At 41.1% G+C, this 18,066-nt stretch carries 20 protein-coding genes and 1 pseudogene; 14 read left to right on the plus strand and 7 right to left on the minus strand.

Annotated features, from left to right (window positions below; all coding sequences use genetic code 11):
• Positions 1–14: 14 nt before the first annotated feature.
• On the minus strand, positions 15–2,588 hold the full coding sequence (plsB, locus tag AC5YD2_RS02190; protein ID WP_496124749.1) for a glycerol-3-phosphate 1-O-acyltransferase PlsB: 2,574 nt from the start codon (positions 2,586–2,588) through the stop codon (positions 15–17).
• Between the two features lie 304 nt (positions 2,589–2,892).
• Between plsB and AC5YD2_RS02195 the strand changes: the two genes are divergently transcribed.
• Positions 2,893–3,768 (plus strand): acyl-CoA thioesterase, encoded by an 876-nt coding sequence (locus tag AC5YD2_RS02195; RefSeq protein ID WP_496124750.1) that lies wholly within the window; start codon positions 2,893–2,895, stop codon positions 3,766–3,768.
• A 244-nt stretch (positions 3,769–4,012) separates the two neighbouring features.
• The gene (locus AC5YD2_RS02200) at positions 4,013–5,269 is read left to right on the plus strand and encodes a dicarboxylate/amino acid:cation symporter (RefSeq protein WP_496124751.1); all 1,257 of its coding nucleotides are present in this window, start codon (positions 4,013–4,015) and stop codon (positions 5,267–5,269) included.
• 162 nt (positions 5,270–5,431) lie between these two features.
• Here AC5YD2_RS02200 and AC5YD2_RS02205 read toward each other — a convergent pair whose 3' ends face one another.
• The 6 genes from AC5YD2_RS02205 to AC5YD2_RS02230 form a co-directional block, all read right to left on the minus strand.
• A complete protein-coding gene (locus AC5YD2_RS02205; RefSeq protein WP_496124752.1) occupies positions 5,432–6,376 on the minus strand; it encodes a metal-dependent hydrolase in 945 nt (314 codons plus the stop codon).
• Between the two features lie 131 nt (positions 6,377–6,507).
• Entirely contained in the window at positions 6,508–7,338 is an 831-nt protein-coding gene (gene yihA, locus AC5YD2_RS02210) for a ribosome biogenesis GTP-binding protein YihA/YsxC (RefSeq protein ID WP_496124753.1), read from the minus strand.
• Positions 7,339–7,534: 196 nt separating this feature from the next.
• Positions 7,535–7,990, minus strand: a complete 456-nt coding sequence (locus AC5YD2_RS02215) for an RrF2 family transcriptional regulator (protein ID WP_496124754.1) — start codon at positions 7,988–7,990, stop codon at positions 7,535–7,537.
• Positions 7,991–8,086: 96 nt separating this feature from the next.
• Positions 8,087–8,848, minus strand: coding sequence for a globin domain-containing protein (locus AC5YD2_RS02220; RefSeq protein WP_496124808.1), 762 nt, complete (start codon positions 8,846–8,848; stop codon positions 8,087–8,089).
• A 173-nt stretch (positions 8,849–9,021) separates the two neighbouring features.
• The gene (locus AC5YD2_RS02225; RefSeq protein ID WP_496124755.1) at positions 9,022–10,605 is read right to left on the minus strand and encodes a helicase HerA-like domain-containing protein; all 1,584 of its coding nucleotides are present in this window, start codon (positions 10,603–10,605) and stop codon (positions 9,022–9,024) included.
• Positions 10,606–10,629: 24 nt separating this feature from the next.
• Positions 10,630–11,832 carry a PLP-dependent transferase gene (locus AC5YD2_RS02230; protein ID WP_496124756.1) on the minus strand — a complete coding sequence of 401 codons (1,203 nt, stop codon included), beginning with the start codon at positions 11,830–11,832 and terminating at the stop codon, positions 10,630–10,632.
• A gap of 157 nt (positions 11,833–11,989) precedes the next feature.
• On the opposite strand from AC5YD2_RS02230, the gene AC5YD2_RS02235 reads away from it, so the two are divergent.
• The 12 genes and pseudogenes from AC5YD2_RS02235 (at position 11,990) to rpsQ (ending at position 18,024) form a co-directional block, all read left to right on the plus strand.
• Positions 11,990–12,715 (plus strand): type 1 glutamine amidotransferase, encoded by a 726-nt coding sequence (locus tag AC5YD2_RS02235; protein ID WP_496124757.1) that lies wholly within the window; start codon positions 11,990–11,992, stop codon positions 12,713–12,715.
• Positions 12,716–12,991: 276 nt separating this feature from the next.
• Positions 12,992–13,303, plus strand: a complete 312-nt coding sequence (gene rpsJ, locus AC5YD2_RS02240; protein WP_004725677.1) for a 30S ribosomal protein S10 — start codon at positions 12,992–12,994, stop codon at positions 13,301–13,303.
• A gap of 59 nt (positions 13,304–13,362) precedes the next feature.
• On the plus strand, positions 13,363–14,001 hold the full coding sequence (gene rplC / locus AC5YD2_RS02245) for a 50S ribosomal protein L3 (protein ID WP_496124758.1): 639 nt from the start codon (positions 13,363–13,365) through the stop codon (positions 13,999–14,001).
• Positions 14,002–14,012: 11 nt separating this feature from the next.
• The gene (gene rplD / locus AC5YD2_RS02250; RefSeq protein ID WP_005012993.1) at positions 14,013–14,615 is read left to right on the plus strand and encodes a 50S ribosomal protein L4; all 603 of its coding nucleotides are present in this window, start codon (positions 14,013–14,015) and stop codon (positions 14,613–14,615) included.
• A complete protein-coding gene (gene rplW / locus AC5YD2_RS02255; RefSeq protein ID WP_496124759.1) occupies positions 14,612–14,932 on the plus strand; it encodes a 50S ribosomal protein L23 in 321 nt (106 codons plus the stop codon). Before rplD ends, rplW begins: the two co-directional genes overlap by 4 nt.
• Positions 14,933–14,943: 11 nt before the next feature.
• Positions 14,944–15,768, plus strand: coding sequence for a 50S ribosomal protein L2 (gene rplB / locus AC5YD2_RS02260; protein ID WP_067661646.1), 825 nt, complete (start codon positions 14,944–14,946; stop codon positions 15,766–15,768).
• A 19-nt stretch (positions 15,769–15,787) separates the two neighbouring features.
• Complete coding sequence (gene rpsS, locus AC5YD2_RS02265) at positions 15,788–16,063, plus strand: 30S ribosomal protein S19 (protein WP_004281508.1); 276 nt, start codon at positions 15,788–15,790, stop codon at positions 16,061–16,063.
• A 9-nt stretch (positions 16,064–16,072) separates the two neighbouring features.
• Positions 16,073–16,402, plus strand: coding sequence for a 50S ribosomal protein L22 (rplV, locus tag AC5YD2_RS02270; protein ID WP_067762914.1), 330 nt, complete (start codon positions 16,073–16,075; stop codon positions 16,400–16,402).
• Position 16,403: 1 nt separating this feature from the next.
• Positions 16,404–17,220: pseudogene (gene rpsC, locus AC5YD2_RS02275) on the plus strand (30S ribosomal protein S3).
• Entirely contained in the window at positions 17,160–17,573 is a 414-nt protein-coding gene (rplP, locus tag AC5YD2_RS02280) for a 50S ribosomal protein L16 (RefSeq protein ID WP_496124760.1), read from the plus strand. The pseudogene rpsC and the gene rplP overlap by 61 nt, the downstream one beginning before the upstream one ends.
• Positions 17,573–17,770 (plus strand): 50S ribosomal protein L29, encoded by a 198-nt coding sequence (gene rpmC, locus AC5YD2_RS02285; protein WP_496124761.1) that lies wholly within the window; start codon positions 17,573–17,575, stop codon positions 17,768–17,770. The genes rplP and rpmC overlap by 1 nt, the downstream gene beginning before the upstream one ends.
• A complete protein-coding gene (gene rpsQ / locus AC5YD2_RS02290) occupies positions 17,767–18,024 on the plus strand; it encodes a 30S ribosomal protein S17 (protein ID WP_122899910.1) in 258 nt (85 codons plus the stop codon). The genes rpmC and rpsQ overlap by 4 nt, the downstream gene beginning before the upstream one ends.
• Positions 18,025–18,066 lie beyond the last annotated feature (42 nt).

The following is an 18,066-nucleotide window of genomic DNA, read 5'->3' on the forward strand; positions in this document are numbered from 1 at the left end:
GATTTTTTTTATGACTATTTCTTCTTACGCTTTAAACGCTTCTTCGCTTGTTGTTCTGCAACGGCATCCAATGCATCCTTCAATTCCTCATCGGTAAATGAAGTAATGTGTTGAAGCATTTGCAAAGTCACATCATCAAGCACAAGGTTGGCATACTGGGCCACATTTCTGAAATGCGCATCAAATACAATCGAACCTTCTTCATTCTTGCTGATGTAGCCTTGCTCAGTTAAGACTTTAATGAAGCTTTGGAACAGCGCTTTATCGAAGAACTCAGGTGAGTTGAACTCGTAAAGCACAGACAAACGCTGACCCAATAAATGACTCAAGTCTTCAACTTGTTTAGTTGAAATATTACCTGAACCACGTTGTGTGATCAGCGCTAAAGTCATGTAATAACGCTCAAGACTTTGACGAACTGGCGCTGCAAGAACCACCAATTGATTATGATCTTCAGAGTTTGGTGCAGGGCAGAGCAGATTATTCTGATCATCAATGGAAATTAAATTTGCTTGAACAAGCGCATCGACATATTGCTCAATTTGTTCTTTAAGCTCATGTTGTTCCCATTTAAGGAAAAGCTCAGCTTTTAAGAACGGGTAAAGCGTTGAAATTACACTGATCATATCGTCTTTGCTAATACGACCATTGTGTTCAACCAGCGCAGCGATGAGAGATGGAAGAACAAAGGCATGCAGAATGTTATTACGGAAATACGTCAATAACACAGCTTGATTGTCTTCAATCGCAATGATGTCGCCCAAAACATGCTTCACACGTTTAATCAGTTTAAGTTTCAAACCATATGCAATGATTTCTTTACCGGATAATGGCGTCACTTGCATACGATGATCGTATGGAAGTGCAGTCAACAGATTACGATAAGTATCCAGTTGCTTAATGCAGATCTCTTCATCCAACGTGTGTTTTGTGGTTGCCAAAAGGATTAACGAGAGCAATGAAACAGGGTTAATGACTGCTGCACGGTTAATATTTTCCAAAATGGCTTGCGCAGAACTATTTACTGCATCGGACACTGCTTGAGGAATAGGATCATCATTCTTTTCAATTTTGACATTTTCAGCACCATGCTTCTTCAACATGTCATCTAAGAAAACAGGCTCACCAAAGTTCACATAAACACGTCCGAAAATACGTTCGATTTTACGTAAGGTTTGGATAATGCCAAAAACCGATTCAGATTCTTTCGGCTTACCATTCATCTCACCGACGTAGGTTGCACCTTCCATCAAACGTTCATAACCGAAATAAGTCGGGACAAAAGCAATTGGCTTTTCACGACCACGTAAATGACTATGAACTGTCATTGCGATCATGCCTGTCTTTGGCGGCAGTAAACGACCTGTACGTGAGCGACCACCTTCAATGAAGTATTCAAGTGGTGTATTACGAGTCAAAATACTGTGTAAATACTCTTTAAATACGGTGGTGTACAAGCCATTACCACGGAAACTACGGCGAATAAAGAACGCACCCCCACCACGAAGTAATTGACCCACAAACGGCATGTTTAAGTTATCACCCGCTGCGATGTACGGCACCATCATGCCACGTTTGTAGATTACGTAAGACAGAAGGAGATAGTCGATGTGACTACGATGACATGGCGTATAAATAATTTCGTAGTCCTTGGCTAACTCACGTACCGTATTAAAGTTATGTACTTCAACGCCGTCATAGAGTTGCGTCCATAAGCGGGTTAAGGCTTGTTCTGCAAAACGCACTGTCGAATGAGAATAGTCAGAAGCAATTTCATTCACATAACCAATCGCACGGCGTTCTGCTTCAATTAAGCTGATCTTAGAACGAATGCTTTCCTTACGAATCGCTTCTTTCACATCTTCAGACTTGATCAAAGACTGCATCACATTGCGGCGATCTGATAAATCTGGTCCTAAAACGATTTCACGTTGACGATCCAGAAAGTCATTCAGTTGATTCACAATATACGTTGCAGGCGATAAGTTTGGATGTGTATCTTTTGCATAATTCACCAACTCACGCAAAGACTTCGCTTCATGGAATTCTAAATACGATTGGCGGCCATGCAGACCGATGTTCATTAACTGCTTTAAAGTACTTGGCGTTGCCCAAGTATCAGTGAACAATAATTTAAATAATGAATCTTCTTTATCTGGTGAACGTCCCCACAGCACAGTCACTGGAATTAACTCGATTTCAATCTCAGGATTTTTTTCAATCAATTCGATGAGACGCAATAAGCGAGGTGGAAATGCATGTTGTGGTGGATTAAGCAGATTGGTTTCATTTTGAGGTTGTAAGAAAACTACAGCAGCTTTTTCTTTATGTTCACCAATGACCAATGGTTCAAGTGCAGGTGTAAGTTTTAAGCGACGTGTTTCGCCATCGACAACCAGTGCATTACTTTTAGAATAATTCTGCAAGATATAACACACCACTTTTTGAGGTGTGTCTGTCGAAGCTTCAGATTGTTCTGAAACTTGAGACTCTGTTGGAACTTCTCCAAGAACATGCGGTGTTACTACTAGGTCAAGCAGCTTACTAGAAAGTCTGCGATACATTTGACCAAAGCCACTCTTGGACATAAAAACTCCTAACCGATGACGAATTACGCATCACAGCGAATAATGTGCGTTATTTTCTTAAATATAAGCCAAAAACAATATGTCATTTTCTAACAAATTGCATGGAAATTGGTAGATTTTATCGTTAAAAATCGTATTTTTAGTGATTATATCAAATAACCAATGTGACAATACAGTCAGCGAAACTTTAGTAAAATGATGGGGATTTATGGCAATATAAACTCAGTCGTCATTGCGATCTGTATTGGTTGAGTTTTTGATTGTGCAATAGCAATGAATCGAAATGTCAGAATGAAGGTTAGATATGAACAATTTAACGCAAGAACTTGTTAATTTACTTACTTTGGAAAAATTAGAAGAACATATTTTTCGTGGTCAAAGCCTCAATTTGGTAGGGAAGCGGGTATTTGGTGGACAAGTTCTTGGACAGGCACTTCGAGCAGCATCTTATACAACAGACCGTCCAGCACATTCATTACATGCATATTTTTTATTTGGCGGAGATGTGAATGCGCCGATTATTTATGAAGTAGAGAAATTACGTGACGGTAAAAGCTTTGTCAGTCGTCAAGTGCGTGCAATTCAGCATGGTCGCACTATTTTTTCAGCAATGGTCTCTTTTGCTCATACTGAGGAAGGTCTGGATTACCAAATTGCAGAACCTGAATATCCAAAGCCTGACGATTTAATTTCTGAGCAAGAACTGAAAGAAAACATCATCAATTTTGTTCCTGAAAATATTCGTGCGGCATTCATGCGTCCACGTCATGTTGAAATTCGCCCTGTGTCAATCAGCAATCCATTTCAACCTCAACCAGAATCTCCATCGTACGCGCATTATATTAAAACGCATGAAAAATTGGCTGCTGAAGTTGCCAATGATATTTCGTTGAATCAAGCCATTGTTGCATTCTACTCGGATTATACCTTGATGATGTCGGCACTACGTCCACATGGTATGAACTATCTGACACCAAGCTTACAATGTGCCAGTATCGATCATGCGATTTATTTCCATAAGCCATTTAAGGCAGATGAGTGGATGCTTTATGATATGGATGCAACGGTGAGTGCAAGTTCACGCGGTTTGAATTTTGGTAAAATGTGGCAGAAAGGACAATTGGTCTGTAGCACCACCCAAGAAGGTTTAATGCGTTTAAGAGAAATTGAAAACCAATAAGGAGTTCATATTATTCTTCGAAGAATCTATTTGAAATCTGGTTCGCTCATACTTATAGAGCACTCAAGAAAAAGCCTTGTTTAAATCAGGGCTTATTCATTTCTAAGAAGTACGTATCTAAAAGCGTTTAATTTCTTCATAAAGTATTCAAAATAAATGCTGAACTTCTCACAAAAAATCTCTCGATTGCCAGAAGTTGGCATGGCATAGTGCAGTCACGTTTTTAAAAATAAAGCATGATGCTATGAGCTTGAATACGCAGATTTTGATTGCCGCAATATTTGGTGTCGCATTTGGTTTTTTATTAAATCTCTTTCCTGAAACGTCATTTTTCACAGGCAGTATTTACGGGTTGGGATTAATTAGCAGTATTTTTATTGGATTGCTGAAATTACTGTTAATTCCTTTGATTTTTAGCTCAATTGTGGTCGGGGTGTCTAATCTCCAGTCTGCGGGACAGCTCGGGCGAACGTGGAAAATCACGCTCGCATGTTGTGTGACCACGACGACACTGGCGTTAATTTTAGGGTTAACGTGTGCACATTTGTTTGATGTCGGGAAGGGCGTAGATGTTGCATTTTTTAAAGATGCAATGGATCAGCATCAGTCTCCTGATACGTTAACGCCGTCTTCATTTTTCACTAATTTTATTCAAAATACCTTGATCAATCCGTTTAAAGCATTCGCGGAAGGCAATGTGTTGGCTGTGGTTTTGTTTGCTTTAATGATTGGCGTTGCATTGGTGAAAGGCGGTGAGAAATTTAATGGGGTGCGTCAGCTGAGCCAGCAATTTTTCGACATTATGATGTTGATGATTGGTTGGGTAATGAAGATCGCACCATTGGGTATTTTTGCCTTATTGGCGAAACTCATTGCCACTGAAGATATTTCTGTATTGAGTCGCTTGGCTGAGTTTGCTGCTGTGGTGACAGGAACGACGATTTTCCACGGCGTAGTAGTACTACCACTACTCCTTTGGGTTTTTGGAAAAATGGATCCAATCACCTTTTTCAAAGGTGCACGAACAGCCTTGATTACAGCGTTTGCGACCAGTTCAAGTTCTGCCACCATGCCATTATCGCTCAAATGTGCGCAAGAAAATTTGGGTGTTAGACCGCAAACAGCAGGATTCGTGATTCCTTTAGGCACACAGTTAAATATGGATGGCACTGCCTTGTATGAGGCCGCTGCAGCATTGTTCATTGCGAATTTAATGGGTTTAGATTTAACGCTCGGGCAACAGTTGATTGTCTGTGCAACCGCAATGATCGCATCACTTGGCGCACCAGGTATTCCAAGCGCAGGTATGGTGACCATGATCATGGTACTTCAGTCTGTAGGCTTACCAGCAGAAGCGATTGCTATTTTATTGCCAATAGATCGTTTACTCGATACGGTACGAACTGTGGTAAATGTTCAAGGGGATATGATGATTAGTGTGGTTGTGGATCGTCATACTCGTGACAATGATGAACAAATGGATGCGGTATCATCGAGTTAAATATCTTTATCTAAAATTGTGTTGATCATCACTTTTCATAGGTTTTTTATTTATCGCATGAAGTGATGATTGATTTTTTGGCAAAAATGAATGGAATTAAAAAAGCCTGCAATATGCACATTGCAGGCTTTTTGTATCACTGAATAAATGATGAGGAAGTGATTAAGCGACTTTTAATGCAGCACGTTTGGCTGCTGGTGATTGATCAAGATACGCAATCGCATCTTCAGTTTTTGCCTCATGAACTGGATCATACCAAGGCATTAAATAACCCAATTGTTGTGATACTAACCACAATGGATGTGGCAAAATGCGGTTATCTTTTTGAGCGATACGCGCCCATTCACGCCAGATCCAAGGTTTATATACTGCGGGTTTTATAGATGCATAGCGAGGATCTTGACTCATGATGTGTGCAGCACCATCAACCCATAATCCAAGCACCGCGGCAATCACAATCACGCTTTGATAATAACGAGAAATGTAGCCACCACCCAGATGACGATACAGATCAAAAGCAACAGTACGGTGTTCGATTTCTTCAGCACCATGCCATTTAACCAAATCCAGCATATTGGCATCAGCGCCAAGTTCACCCCATTTCTTATTATAGAGTGCATATTTACCTAAGACGCAGGTCATATGTTCAACGGTTGCAACGACGCCTAAGCGGAATAAATCCCATTGATGATCGAGTATTTCTGGAACTTTAATGCCCAGTGGTTGGTCTGCAAGTAATTTTCCAAAGAGGAAATCCATAATGTCTAAATTACGTTGAATATCAATATTACGAGCAGTGAGATATTCTTTATTGGCTGAATTATGTGCTTGAGCATGCATGGCTTCTTGGCGAATAAATGCTTTCACATCTTCTGCCAATTTTTCATCGGTAATTTTCGGCAGAACTTTGTTGTAAAGGCGACAGAACCAAAATTCACCTGCAGGCAAAATATTATTAATTTCATTAATGAAATAGCTGGTAAAGGGTTGATCTGGAATCCAATCCACAGGCGTCTCAGCCCACTCAAATTTAACCTTACGTGGTTTGATGTGATACTGAATAGACGATCCAATCTTACTATTTTTTAATTTAGCCAATAGTTTCATCACATTTCCTGAATTATTGTTGTGTTACTTATCATTCAGTATAAAAAAATGCCCCCGATTGTTATTAGCAATTGGGGACATTCATCTATCAATATGTGATCTTTTGTGTCTAACAAAAATATCTCAATGGATTATTTATCCAATTTTTCAATAGATGGGTCAGTTTCAGTTTCTAGATCTGAATCCGTATCTATATCGCTTTCTGAAGCTTCTGGAATTGCAGACATGTCGAAACCTTGTGGATATTCGAGGGTATAGTTCAAACGACCACCCATGACACTGGCTAACTCTTCCAAACCGATTCGGTTCAGTGAAGAGAACAATTGAATAGAGAAGTTCAATTTCATTTTCTTCAATTGGGCTTGCACTTCTTGAAGCGTTTTAGAAGCAGGGCCACGATTTAATTTATCAGCTTTGGTGAGTAACACGTGAACGAATAATTTACGCGAATGGGCCCATTCCAACATCATGACATCAAAGTGTTGAAGTGGATGGCGAATATCCATCAATAACACTAAACCTTGCAAGCTTTGACGATGAATCAAGTAATTCTCAAGTTCTTTTTGCCATACGATTTTCATGGCTTCGGGTACGGCAGCATAGCCATAACCCGGTAAATCGACTAGACGCTGATCAGGATTACCCAAGCTAAAGAAGTTGATCATTTGCGTACGGCCAGGACGTTTTGATGCGCGGGCCAATTGCTTTTGATTGGTCAAGGCATTGATTGCGCTTGATTTACCAGCATTGGAACGTCCAGCAAAAGCAATTTCATAACCAGTGTCTTCAACACAAATACTGAGCTTTGGCGCACTCATTAAGAATTCGGCTTTACGTAACCAGTTGAGTGCTGAAACAGCATATTCTGTGATCGCAGGATCAACCGCCTTTTCATAGCTAATCTTTTGTTTAGGCGCGTTTGATGTCTTTGAATTCTTAGACTTTCCACTACTGCGATGCATAACTCAACTTCAATAAAATGACCAACAATTGCGTATTATAAAGCAAGTCGGGAATCCAAGCGAACTTTGTCAGCGAGAGTTTTAAATTCAAAGTGATAGTGGTTGTTAAGTTTTGAAGGGTGAATGAAAAATTGAATTGAATTCAAATGCGATAGGCTTTTAAAAACTGGAAAACATTCATTACTGTTCGGTTGTTTTAAAGCGCTAGAAAATCAATCGCATTGTTTGATGTATATATGTTTGATGAAGAAGCTGGAGGACGGGATTTAACTGCTTCGGCTAAAGTATATTGATTAAGACTTTGATAAAATTGTTCAACAGCATGATTTAAAATACCCTTTAAACCGCAGTGACTACGGAGGACGCAAGGTGGAGTATTACACTCTACGATCTGTTGATCACCTTCCAGAATTCTTAAAACATCGCCCAGTTTGAAATCTAAAGCTGTTGGATTGATTCTGATCCCACCACCTTTACCACGCGTGGTGATAATCCATTCCTTTTTCGACATAAAATGAACGATTTTGACCAAGTGATTTTGAGAGACAAGCAAATTTTCCGCGAGTTCAGCAATAGTGTAGGGTAAATCTCGAGGTCTTGAGATGTACATTAATACACGTAATGCATAGTCTGAAAATTTATTGAGTTGCATGACTGAGTCAAATATGAAGGATTCAAGGAATCTTAGCCTGAAAGTCCTTAAAAGAAAACTTGGCAGGCTAAGTTTTAGCTTGGATGCGAGTTTAAATTAACGGCTGAGTGGCGCTGTAACTTCAACCATATCGCCAATGTTGTAATGATTCAGCAGAATATTGGCCACTGAAAAATCAGTTGGATTTTCTTCAGCAATCACATCAAAGGTGTATTGAGTAGATTGTGCTGTGACAAAAGTGAACTGTTGAGGCTGTTTTAAATTTTTTCCTGGTACTTCAATACGTACAGAAATGTAGTCACGAGGTTGAGCCGGAAGAATTGCTTGTTGATCTTGAGGATGCAGGGTAATGCGTTTTGAACTGTTATTACCTTCGATATGGGTAATGTTAAATTTACGCCATCCAGCCCAACCACCATTTTGAGCAGCAAGATTCTCATATTTCTGTTTCTCTACGCCAATCAAGATGTCTGCAAGCTGTAAATAGGCTGCTTTCCATGCCGCAATGAGTTCTGCATCCATAGGTACATCAAGGACTTCGCTAATCGAATGTAAGAGGTTTTCACCCACAATTGCATATTGCTCTGGTCGAATGTCTAAGCTGACGTGTTTGGTGGTGATGTGTTCAATGGCTTTGGCTAAAACGCTTGGATTCTCAATATGTTCAGCATATGCCAAAACAGCAGCTGCAAGTGCACGCGGTTGATGACCTGTACTTTGGTGATCAAGGTTAAAAACGTTATTCAGTTCAGGATTATTTTTCAACATACGTTGATAGAAATAGCTGGTTAATGCCACACCATTTTCACGAAGGACAGGGACGGTTGATTTAACGAGTTCAATGTGTTCAGCAGTCATGCTCATGTTTAACATCTATTCAGAATTTAAAGATGTATTTAAAATACATCTTTAAATTTATAACTACAATAGTTCGAAAAAGAAAAGCCATAATAAAATTATGGGATATTAAAATATCCCATAATGAAGCAATACATCATCTGCTAACTGAATTGAATCAAAGGTTTTGAAATCTACTTTCGCCCAAACAAAGAGCCGAGTAAACCACGAACGATCTTTTGACCCGTTGATCCACCGAGACTTCGTGCAGCACTTTTCGCGAAAGTGCCGACAATATCCTGCGTCATTTTTTCTCTTTGTTTGGCTGCACGCTCTGCTTCTTTTTGTTGCTCTTTAGCAATACGTTCTTGCTCTTTGGCCTGTTGCTTTGCATAAGCCTCAGCCTCTTTTACTTGTTGCTTTGCCAGAGCTTCCTGTTCTTTTGCTGCTATTTTTTGTTGTTCTGCTTGAAAGATTTGTTGTTGACGCTCAGCGACTTTATTTTGCAGCACTTCAAAAGCACTTTCTCGATCTAAATCTTGCTCATAAACTCCTGCTACAACACTCTGACTCATCAATGCTTTACGTTCCTCAGTCGTAATTGGGTTAAATGAAGAGTAGGGAGGCATTACCCAAGCGCGTTCTACGATTTGCGGAATACCTTGTTCATCTAGACAACTAATTAAGGCTTCGCCTACACCTAACTCGGTAATGGCCTCATCAACTTTAAATTCAGGATTGGCGCGGAAAGTATCGGCAGCGGTTTTTACTGCTTTTTGATCTTTGGGTGTAAATACACGCAGTGCATGTTGAACACGGTTACCCAGTTGGCCTAGAACGCTTTCTGGTAGATCGAGTGGGTTTTGAGTGACGAAATAAATGCCGACGCCTTTAGAGCGGATCAAGCGTACCACTTGTTCAATTTTATCTTGAAGTGCTGAGCTGGTATTATCAAACAATAAGTGTGCTTCATCAAAAAAGAACACCAATTGAGGTTTGTCCATATCACCGACTTCAGGAAGTTGCTCAAACAACTCAGAAAGCATCCAAAGTAAGAATGTGGCATATAGCTTCGGTGTGTTCATTAACTTATCAGCAGCCAATAAGTTGATATTGCCTCGCCCTTGAGTATCCGTTTGAATGAAATCCATAATATCCAAAGCAGGCTCACCAAAAAACTGATCTCCACCTTGATCGGCGAGTGCCAACAGATTGCGTTGAATTGCACCTAAGCTCCCTGGAGAAAGGTTGCCATATTCAGCTTTAAAGTCAGCCGCATGTTCACTGACATAGGTGATCATTGCTTTGAGATCTTTAAAGTCAATCAGCAATAGCCCTTGATCATCTGCGATACGGAAAATCGCTGAAAGTACGCCTTCTTGTGTGTCATTCAAATTCAACATGCGTGACAGTAGCAGAGGACCGATCTCTGAAACTGTAGTACGAATCGGATGGCCTTGCTCACCAAACAAATCCCAAAAAACGACGGGTGAGGCAGCGAATGGAATAGACTCGATGTTTAAACTTTGAATACGCTCTTTAAATTTAGGATTGGGTTCACCCGCTTTCGCAAGACTCGAAACATCGCCTTTGGCATCAGCTAAGAATACGGGCACACCAATACGTGAAAAACTTTCTGCCAATACTTTTAAGGTGACAGTCTTACCAGTACCTGTCGCACCCGCAATCAAACCATGACGGTTCGCGAACTGTGAATGTAAGACAACATCTTGTTGAGTATTGGTGGTTTTTTTAGCGATGACAATTGGTGTGCCCATAGCGATACCTTTTTATATTTTCAATTATTCATTTTTATGCGTATGCAGTTGTTTTAGCGCATTTTCTATATCTTGGATTAAATCTTGAGGATGTTCCAGTCCTATACAAAAACGAACCAGTAAACCTTGTTGCAAATGTGTATTTTCTAATTTGCGCATGTCTTTTAAGTTATACAACATCACCAGGCTCACAGGGCCACCCCAACTGAATCCAAGCTTAAATAATTGTAGTTGATCGCAGAAATAACGGATATCAGCAAGTGTATATTGAGGATTGAAAATAACGCTCACAAGTCCAGCACTTTGCTCAGTTAAACAAATATCTCTCCAGTAATGATGGCCAGCTGATTCTGAATCAGCTGGATGCAACACTTGCACAAACTCATTCTGTTGTTTTAGCCAATCAAGAAGTTGAAGCGCAGACTCTGATTGAGTTTCATAACGAATTTTCATCGATGCCAAACTACGTTGAATTTGTGCAACATCATCGCCAGAGACAGAAACACCTTGTAAGGCATGCATTTTAAATAATTGGTGATGCAGCTTCTTGTCACGCGTCACAATAGATCCCATGAGAATGTCACCGCCACCACTTGGGTATTTCGTTAAGGCGTGCACAGTCATATCAACACTTAAATGTTGTTGACCAAAATCAAATGCATTAAAGGCTAGCCCAGCCGCCCAAGTGTTATCGAGGGCAGTCAAAATATGCTGAGATTTTGCTTTTAAAACCAATCCCTCTAGGTCAGGAAATTCTAAGGTGACTGAACCAGCTGCTTCGAGCCAGATGAGTTTGGCTTGAGCAGTGGGTCGAAAACTATCAACGTCTATTGGGTTGTAAATTTTGACTTGGATGCCGTAACGAGATTCTAGGTTAAGCAAATGTTCCATGTTGGGACCATAAATATTGTCTGATACCCAAACCTCATCACCCTGAGCTAAAAAACAGGAATTAACTAAATTAATTGCAGACAATCCACTTGGTGCAAGTAAGCAGAATTCACCGCCTTCTATTTGTGCAATGTTATCGGCAAGTGTGAATGTAGTGGGTGTGCCATGTGTGCCATAGCTATAATCATAGTCATCTGTCCAATGACGATTAAATAAAGCGTCTGTATTTTTAAAAATAATCGTAGACGCACGATAAGTAGGAGGTTGTACGCTAGAGATAAGCTGTGGGGCTTTACGAGGTGCATGGATCAGATGGGTTTGTGGATTTTTCTTCACAGCTCAGCTCAAAATTAAAAACAGAATAAGCATTAGCAAAACATAATATTCGGGTTAAACAAAGCAATGATTTGTTTAAAAATAATAAAATTTCATCGGGTTGGCTTCATTTTTGCAAAGTTAAAGTACTTATATAATAAAGATCAGGAAAATCTGAATGAAAAATTTAAAAGTTCATTATTTTCAGCATATTGCAGGTGATGGTTTTGGCAGTTGCTATGAGTATTTAATAGCTAAAGGCGCACAATTAAGTGCAACAGAATTCTTTGCACTTCCTGTAGATCGATCATTAGATATTGAAGCATTACCTTTAATAAAGGATGTAGATCTGTTGATCATCATGGGAGGTACGATGAGTGTTAATGATGAAGCTAACTTTCCATGGTTAACGGTGGAAAAAAGGTGGTTAAGACGATATTTATCACAAGGAAAGCCAGCCATAGGGCTGTGTTTGGGTGGTCAGCTCATTGCGAATGCTTTAGGGGCAAATGTGAGTCGTAATTCAGAACAAGAGTTAGGGTGGTTTGAAGTCAGTCGAAGTCATACAGTCAATGGTGAATATTTTTGTGTGCCAGAAAAACTTACCGTGATGCACTGGCATAGTGAAACCTTTGAAATACCGAAAGGGGGGGTACGCCTACTTGAGAACAAAGTATGTGCAAATCAAATGTATCAAATCGGGCGTAATGTACTTGGTTTTCAATTTCATCCAGAAATAACCCCGCAAGTCTTGCAATCTTTTATTGATAATGAGGAGCATGATCACACCTTTAGAGGATCTTTTGTACAACCATTAGAGCTGCTCAGAAAAAGTAAAACAACACAGTTTAAACCAGGCAACCAATTTTTAAATGATGCAATTGACTATGTTCTAAGTGCATAAAGTGCTGCTTTCGTATACCAGTAAATAGATATTTCATAAGGGCTATGTTTAAAATAAATCGCCAAATAGGTTTGCTTAACAGTTAAACAATCGTTATAATGGGCGACCCTTAAATATTGAGGGCTAAACAACGCTGAATGTTGTTTAGGTCGTTACAGTCGTGGCATCGATCATGACCTTAGTGATTTTCACTGCCTTTGACACTCGCCTTGTTTTGAATAGGGGGAGATGCGTCATGGGTGATTCTTTATATATTTTGGCTTGGAGTTTACTGGTATGTCTAACCAGAGAATCCGTATCCGTTTGAAGTCTTTTGATCATCGTCTAATTGATCAATCTTCTCAAGAGATCGTAGAAACAGCAAAACGTACTGGCGCACAAGTTTGTGGTCCAATCCCGATGCCAACTCGCATCGAACGTTTTAACGTTCTAACATCACCGCACGTTAACAAAGACGCGCGTGATCAGTATGAAATCCGTACTTACAAGCGTTTGATCGATATCGTTCAGCCTACAGATAAAACTGTTGACGCGTTGATGAAGTTGGATCTTGCAGCTGGTGTTGATGTTCAGATCGCATTGGGTTAAGGCTTTCGGTTAATTAACGTTTTAAGTTAATTAAGCCGCTTTTTTAGAGGTTTATGCACATGGCTATTGGTTTAGTCGGTCGCAAGTGCGGTATGACTCGTATCTTTACAGATGCTGGTGTTTCTGTACCTGTTACAGTGATTGAGGTTGATCCTAACCGCATCACTCAAATCAAAACGCTTGAAACTGATGGTTATCAAGCGATTCAAATCACTACTGGTGAACGTCGCGAATCTCGCGTAACTAACCCTCAGAAAGGTCACTTCGCTAAAGCGGGTGTTGCTGCTGGTCGTTTAGTTCAAGAATTCCGCGTTTCAGAAGCTGAGCTTGAAGGTCGTGAAGTTGGTGGTTCTCTTACTGTTGAGTTGTTCACAGTTGGTCAAATTGTTGACGTAACTGGTACTTCTAAAGGTAAAGGTTTCCAAGGTGGTGTTAAGCGTTGGAACTTCCGTACGCAAGATGCTACTCACGGTAACTCAGTTTCTCACCGTGTTTTAGGTTCTACAGGTCAAAACCAGACTCCTGGTCGCGTGTTCAAAGGCAAAAAAATGGCTGGCCATTTAGGTGCTGAACGTGTAACTACACAGGGTCTTGAGATCGTTGCTATCGATACTGAACGTTCAGTTCTAGTAGTTAAGGGTGCAGTCCCTGGTGCTACTGGTGGTGACGTTACTGTTCGTCCTACGATCAAGGCTTGAGGGGAAATATTGTGAATTTAAATACTGTTTCCGGCTCTGCTGTTGAATTGTCTGAAGTTGCTTTCGGGCGTGAGTTTAATGAAGCTCTTGTGCACCAAGTTGTTACAGCTTATTTAGCTGGTGGTCGTCAGGGTTCTAAAGCTCAAAAATCACGTGGTGATGTATCTGGCGGTGGTAAAAAACCATTCCGTCAAAAAGGTACTGGCCGCGCACGTGCTGGTTCTATTCGTAGCCCAATCTGGGTTGGCGGTGGTAAAACTTTTGCTGCTCGTCCACAAGACTGGTCTCAAAAAGTAAACCGTAAAATGTATCGCGGTGCTATGCAATGCATCCTAGCTGAACTTGTTCGTCAAGATCGCTTAGTTTTAGTGGAAGAGTTTGCTGTTGCTGCTCCAAAAACTAAAGAATTGCTTGCAAAACTTAACGACTTAAATGCGACTCGCGCTTTGATCGTTACAGATGCTGTTGATGAGAACTTGTATCTTGCTGCTCGTAACATTCCACATGTAGATGTGGTTGATGCTGCTGCAATCGATCCTGTTAGCTTGATTGCGTTTGACAAAGTTGTTATGTCTGTAGCTGCTGCTAAGAAAATTGAGGTAGAACTCGGATGAACAACGAACGTATCTATCAAGTCCTACAAGGACCTGTATTCTCAGAAAAAGCTCAAGTTTTAGGTGAGACTGCTGGTGTTCAAGTTTTTAAAGTTGCGATCAACGCAAACAAACTTGAAATCAAAAAAGCAGTTGAACAATTGTTTGGTGTAGAAGTTGTTAAAGTTAACACGACTATCACTAAAGGTAAGACTAAACGCTTTGGTAAAACATTAGGACGTCGTTCTGATGTTAAAAAAGCATACGTCACCCTGAAAGCTGGCCAAGATGTTGAAATGGCTGACTTGGGCGATACCGCTGAAAGCACAGCGGAATAAGGACGAGAATTATGCCTATTCAAAAATGTAAGCCAACGTCTCCAGGACGTCGCTTTGTAGAGAAAGTCGTTCACGACCATCTTCACAAAGGCGCTCCGTATGCTCCGTTGGTTGAAGCTAAAAAACGTACTGGTGGTCGTAATAATAACGGTCACATCACGACTCGTCACGTAGGTGGCGGTCATAAGCAGAACTACCGTATTGTTGACTTCAAACGTAACAAAGATGGTATTCCTGCAACTGTAGAGCGTATCGAATACGATCCTAACCGTACTGCACACATTGCACTTGTATTGTATGCTGATGGTGAGCGTCGTTATATCATCGCTCCTAAAGGCCTTCGCGCTGGTGATAAAGTACAGTCTGGTAACGATGCTCCAATTCGTCCAGGTAACTGCTTACCACTTCGCAACATGCCTATCGGTTCTACTCTTCACAACATCGAACTTAAAATCGGTAAAGGCGCGCAACTCGCTCGTTCAGCTGGTACTTCAGTTCAGTTGTTGGGTCGTGACGGTTCTTACGCTATTGTTCGTCTACGTTCAGGCGAGATGCGTAAAATTCACGTTGAATGCCGTGCAGTTCTTGGTGAAGTTTCTAACCAAGAAAGCAACCTTCGTTCACTCGGTAAAGCTGGTGCAGCTCGCTGGCGTGGTGTTCGTCCTACCGTTCGTGGTATGGCGATGAACCCAGTTGACCATCCACATGGTGGTGGTGAAGGGCGTAACAAAGGTATTCAACCTGTAAGCCCATGGGGTCAAAAAGCTAAAGGGTACAAAACACGTACCAATAAGCGTACGACTAAGATGATCATTCGCGACCGTCGCGTTAAGTAACAAGTAAAGGAATCTGACAATGCCTCGTTCTCTGAAAAAAGGCCCATTCGTCGATGCGCACTTGTTCGCTAAGGTTGAAGCGGCTATCGCGGCTAATAACCGTAAGCCGATCAAAACTTGGTCGCGTCGTTCGATGATCCTCCCGGATTTTGTTGGTTTAACAATTTCTGTCCATAATGGCCGTAACCATGTTCCAGTGATTGTATCTGAACATATGGTTGGTCATAAACTCGGTGAATTCGCGCCAACTCGTACCTATCGTGGTCACGGTGTTGACAAGAAGTCTAAACGTTAAGGTGCTATGATGGAAGTTACTGCTAAATTACGCGGTGCCGCTATCTCGGCACAAAAAACTCGTTTAGTTGCAGATTTAATCCGTGGCAAATCAGTTGCTCACGCGCTTAACATCTTAAACTTCAGCAACAAAAAAGCTGCAGTTTTAGTTAAAAAAGCTTTGGAATCTGCGATTGCTAACGCTGAACACAATAACAGTTTAGATGTAGACGACCTTAAAGTTTCTACGATCTACGTTGATGAAGGCACTAGCCTGAAACGTATTTTGCCACGTGCTAAAGGCCGTGCAGATCGTATTACTAAGCGTACTTGTCACATCACCGTTAAGGTAGGGGTTTGATATGGGTCAGAAGGTTCATCCAATCGGTATCCGCCTAGGTGTTGTGAAACGTCATAACGCTAACTGGTACGCGAGTCCGAAACAATATGCTGAATACTTGCTTAAAGATCTTCAAGTTCGTGAGTTTTTGAACAAAAAACTTAAGAATGCGATGGTGAGCAATATTCTTATCGAACGTCCTACTGGCGCTGCTAAAGTTACTATTAGCACTGCTCGTCCTGGTATCGTAATCGGTAAAAAAGGCGAAGACATTGAGAAATTACAACGCGAATTAACATCTATTATGGGTGTTCCTGCGCAAGTAAGCATCAACGAAATCGATCGCCCAGACTTAGACGCTCGTCTAGTTGGTGAAGCTATCGCTTCTCAATTAGAAAAACGTGTAATGTTCCGTCGTGCTATGAAGCGTGCGGTTCAGAACTCTATGCGTTCTGGTGCTAAAGGTATTAAAGTTGAAGTTTCTGGTCGTCTTGGTGGTGCAGAGATTGCTCGTACTGAGTGGTATCGTGAAGGTCGTGTGCCTTTGCATACACTTCGTGCTGACATCGACTACACTTCAGTACGTGCTGAAACTACTTACGGTACGATCGGCGTTAAAGTGTGGATTTTCCGTGGTGAGATCTTAGGTGGCATGAAACAAGTCATGAACCCTGCTCCTGCTGAAGATCGTCCAGCTAAACGCGGTCGCGGTCGTGGTGAAGGTCAAGAGCGTCGTGGTCGTCGCAATGATCGTTCTGCTGAAAAAGGAGAATAAACCATGTTGCAACCTAAACGTACAAAATTCCGTAAAGTGCAGAAAGGCCGTAACACTGGTCTAGCTCACCGCGGTAGCACTGTATCTTTTGGTACAATCGCTCTTAAATCAATTGAACGTGGTCAAATGACTGCGCGTCAAATTGAAGCAGCGCGTCGTACAATCAGCCGTCGTATTAAACGTGGTGGTAAAATCTTTATCCGTGTTTTCCCAGACAAACCAATTACCTCTAAGCCTCTTGAAGTGCGTATGGGTAAAGGTAAAGGTTCGGTGGAATACTGGGTTTGTCAAATCAAACCAGGTAAAGTCTTGTACGAAATTGATGGTGTTAACGAAGAATTGGCTACAGAAGCTTTCAAGCTTGCTGCTGCTAAACTACCGTTTAAAACCACTATCGTGACTCGGACGGTAATGTAATGAATATTAAAGATCTACGTGAAAAGTCGGTAGAAGAATTGACAGCTTTGCTTGATGAGCAACAGTTGAACCAATTCCGTCTTCGCATGGCGAAATCAACTGGTCAATTGGGTAAATCGCATGAAGTTGCGCTTACTCGTAAGACAATTGCTCGCATCAAGACCCTCCTTACCGAAAAACAGGAGAACGCACAATGAGTGAGCAAACAGTTCGCACGTTAACAGGTAAAGTAGTAAGCGACAAGATGGATAAGTCTATCGTTGTTCTTATCGAACGCCGCGTTCAACATCCGTTGTATGGCAAATCGATTCGCCGTTCAACAAAATTACACGCTCATGATGAGAACAACACTGCTAAAGCTGGCGACGTTGTAACCATTAAAGAATGCCGCCCAATGTCTAAAACTAAGTCATGGACTTTAGTTGAAGTAATTGAAGCTGCAGCTGAGTAATTAACGTTCTTGTTGCATCATCGGTCAATTTCGAGTACTCTT

It is taken from the genome of Acinetobacter sp. CY73, from assembly GCF_059515865.1.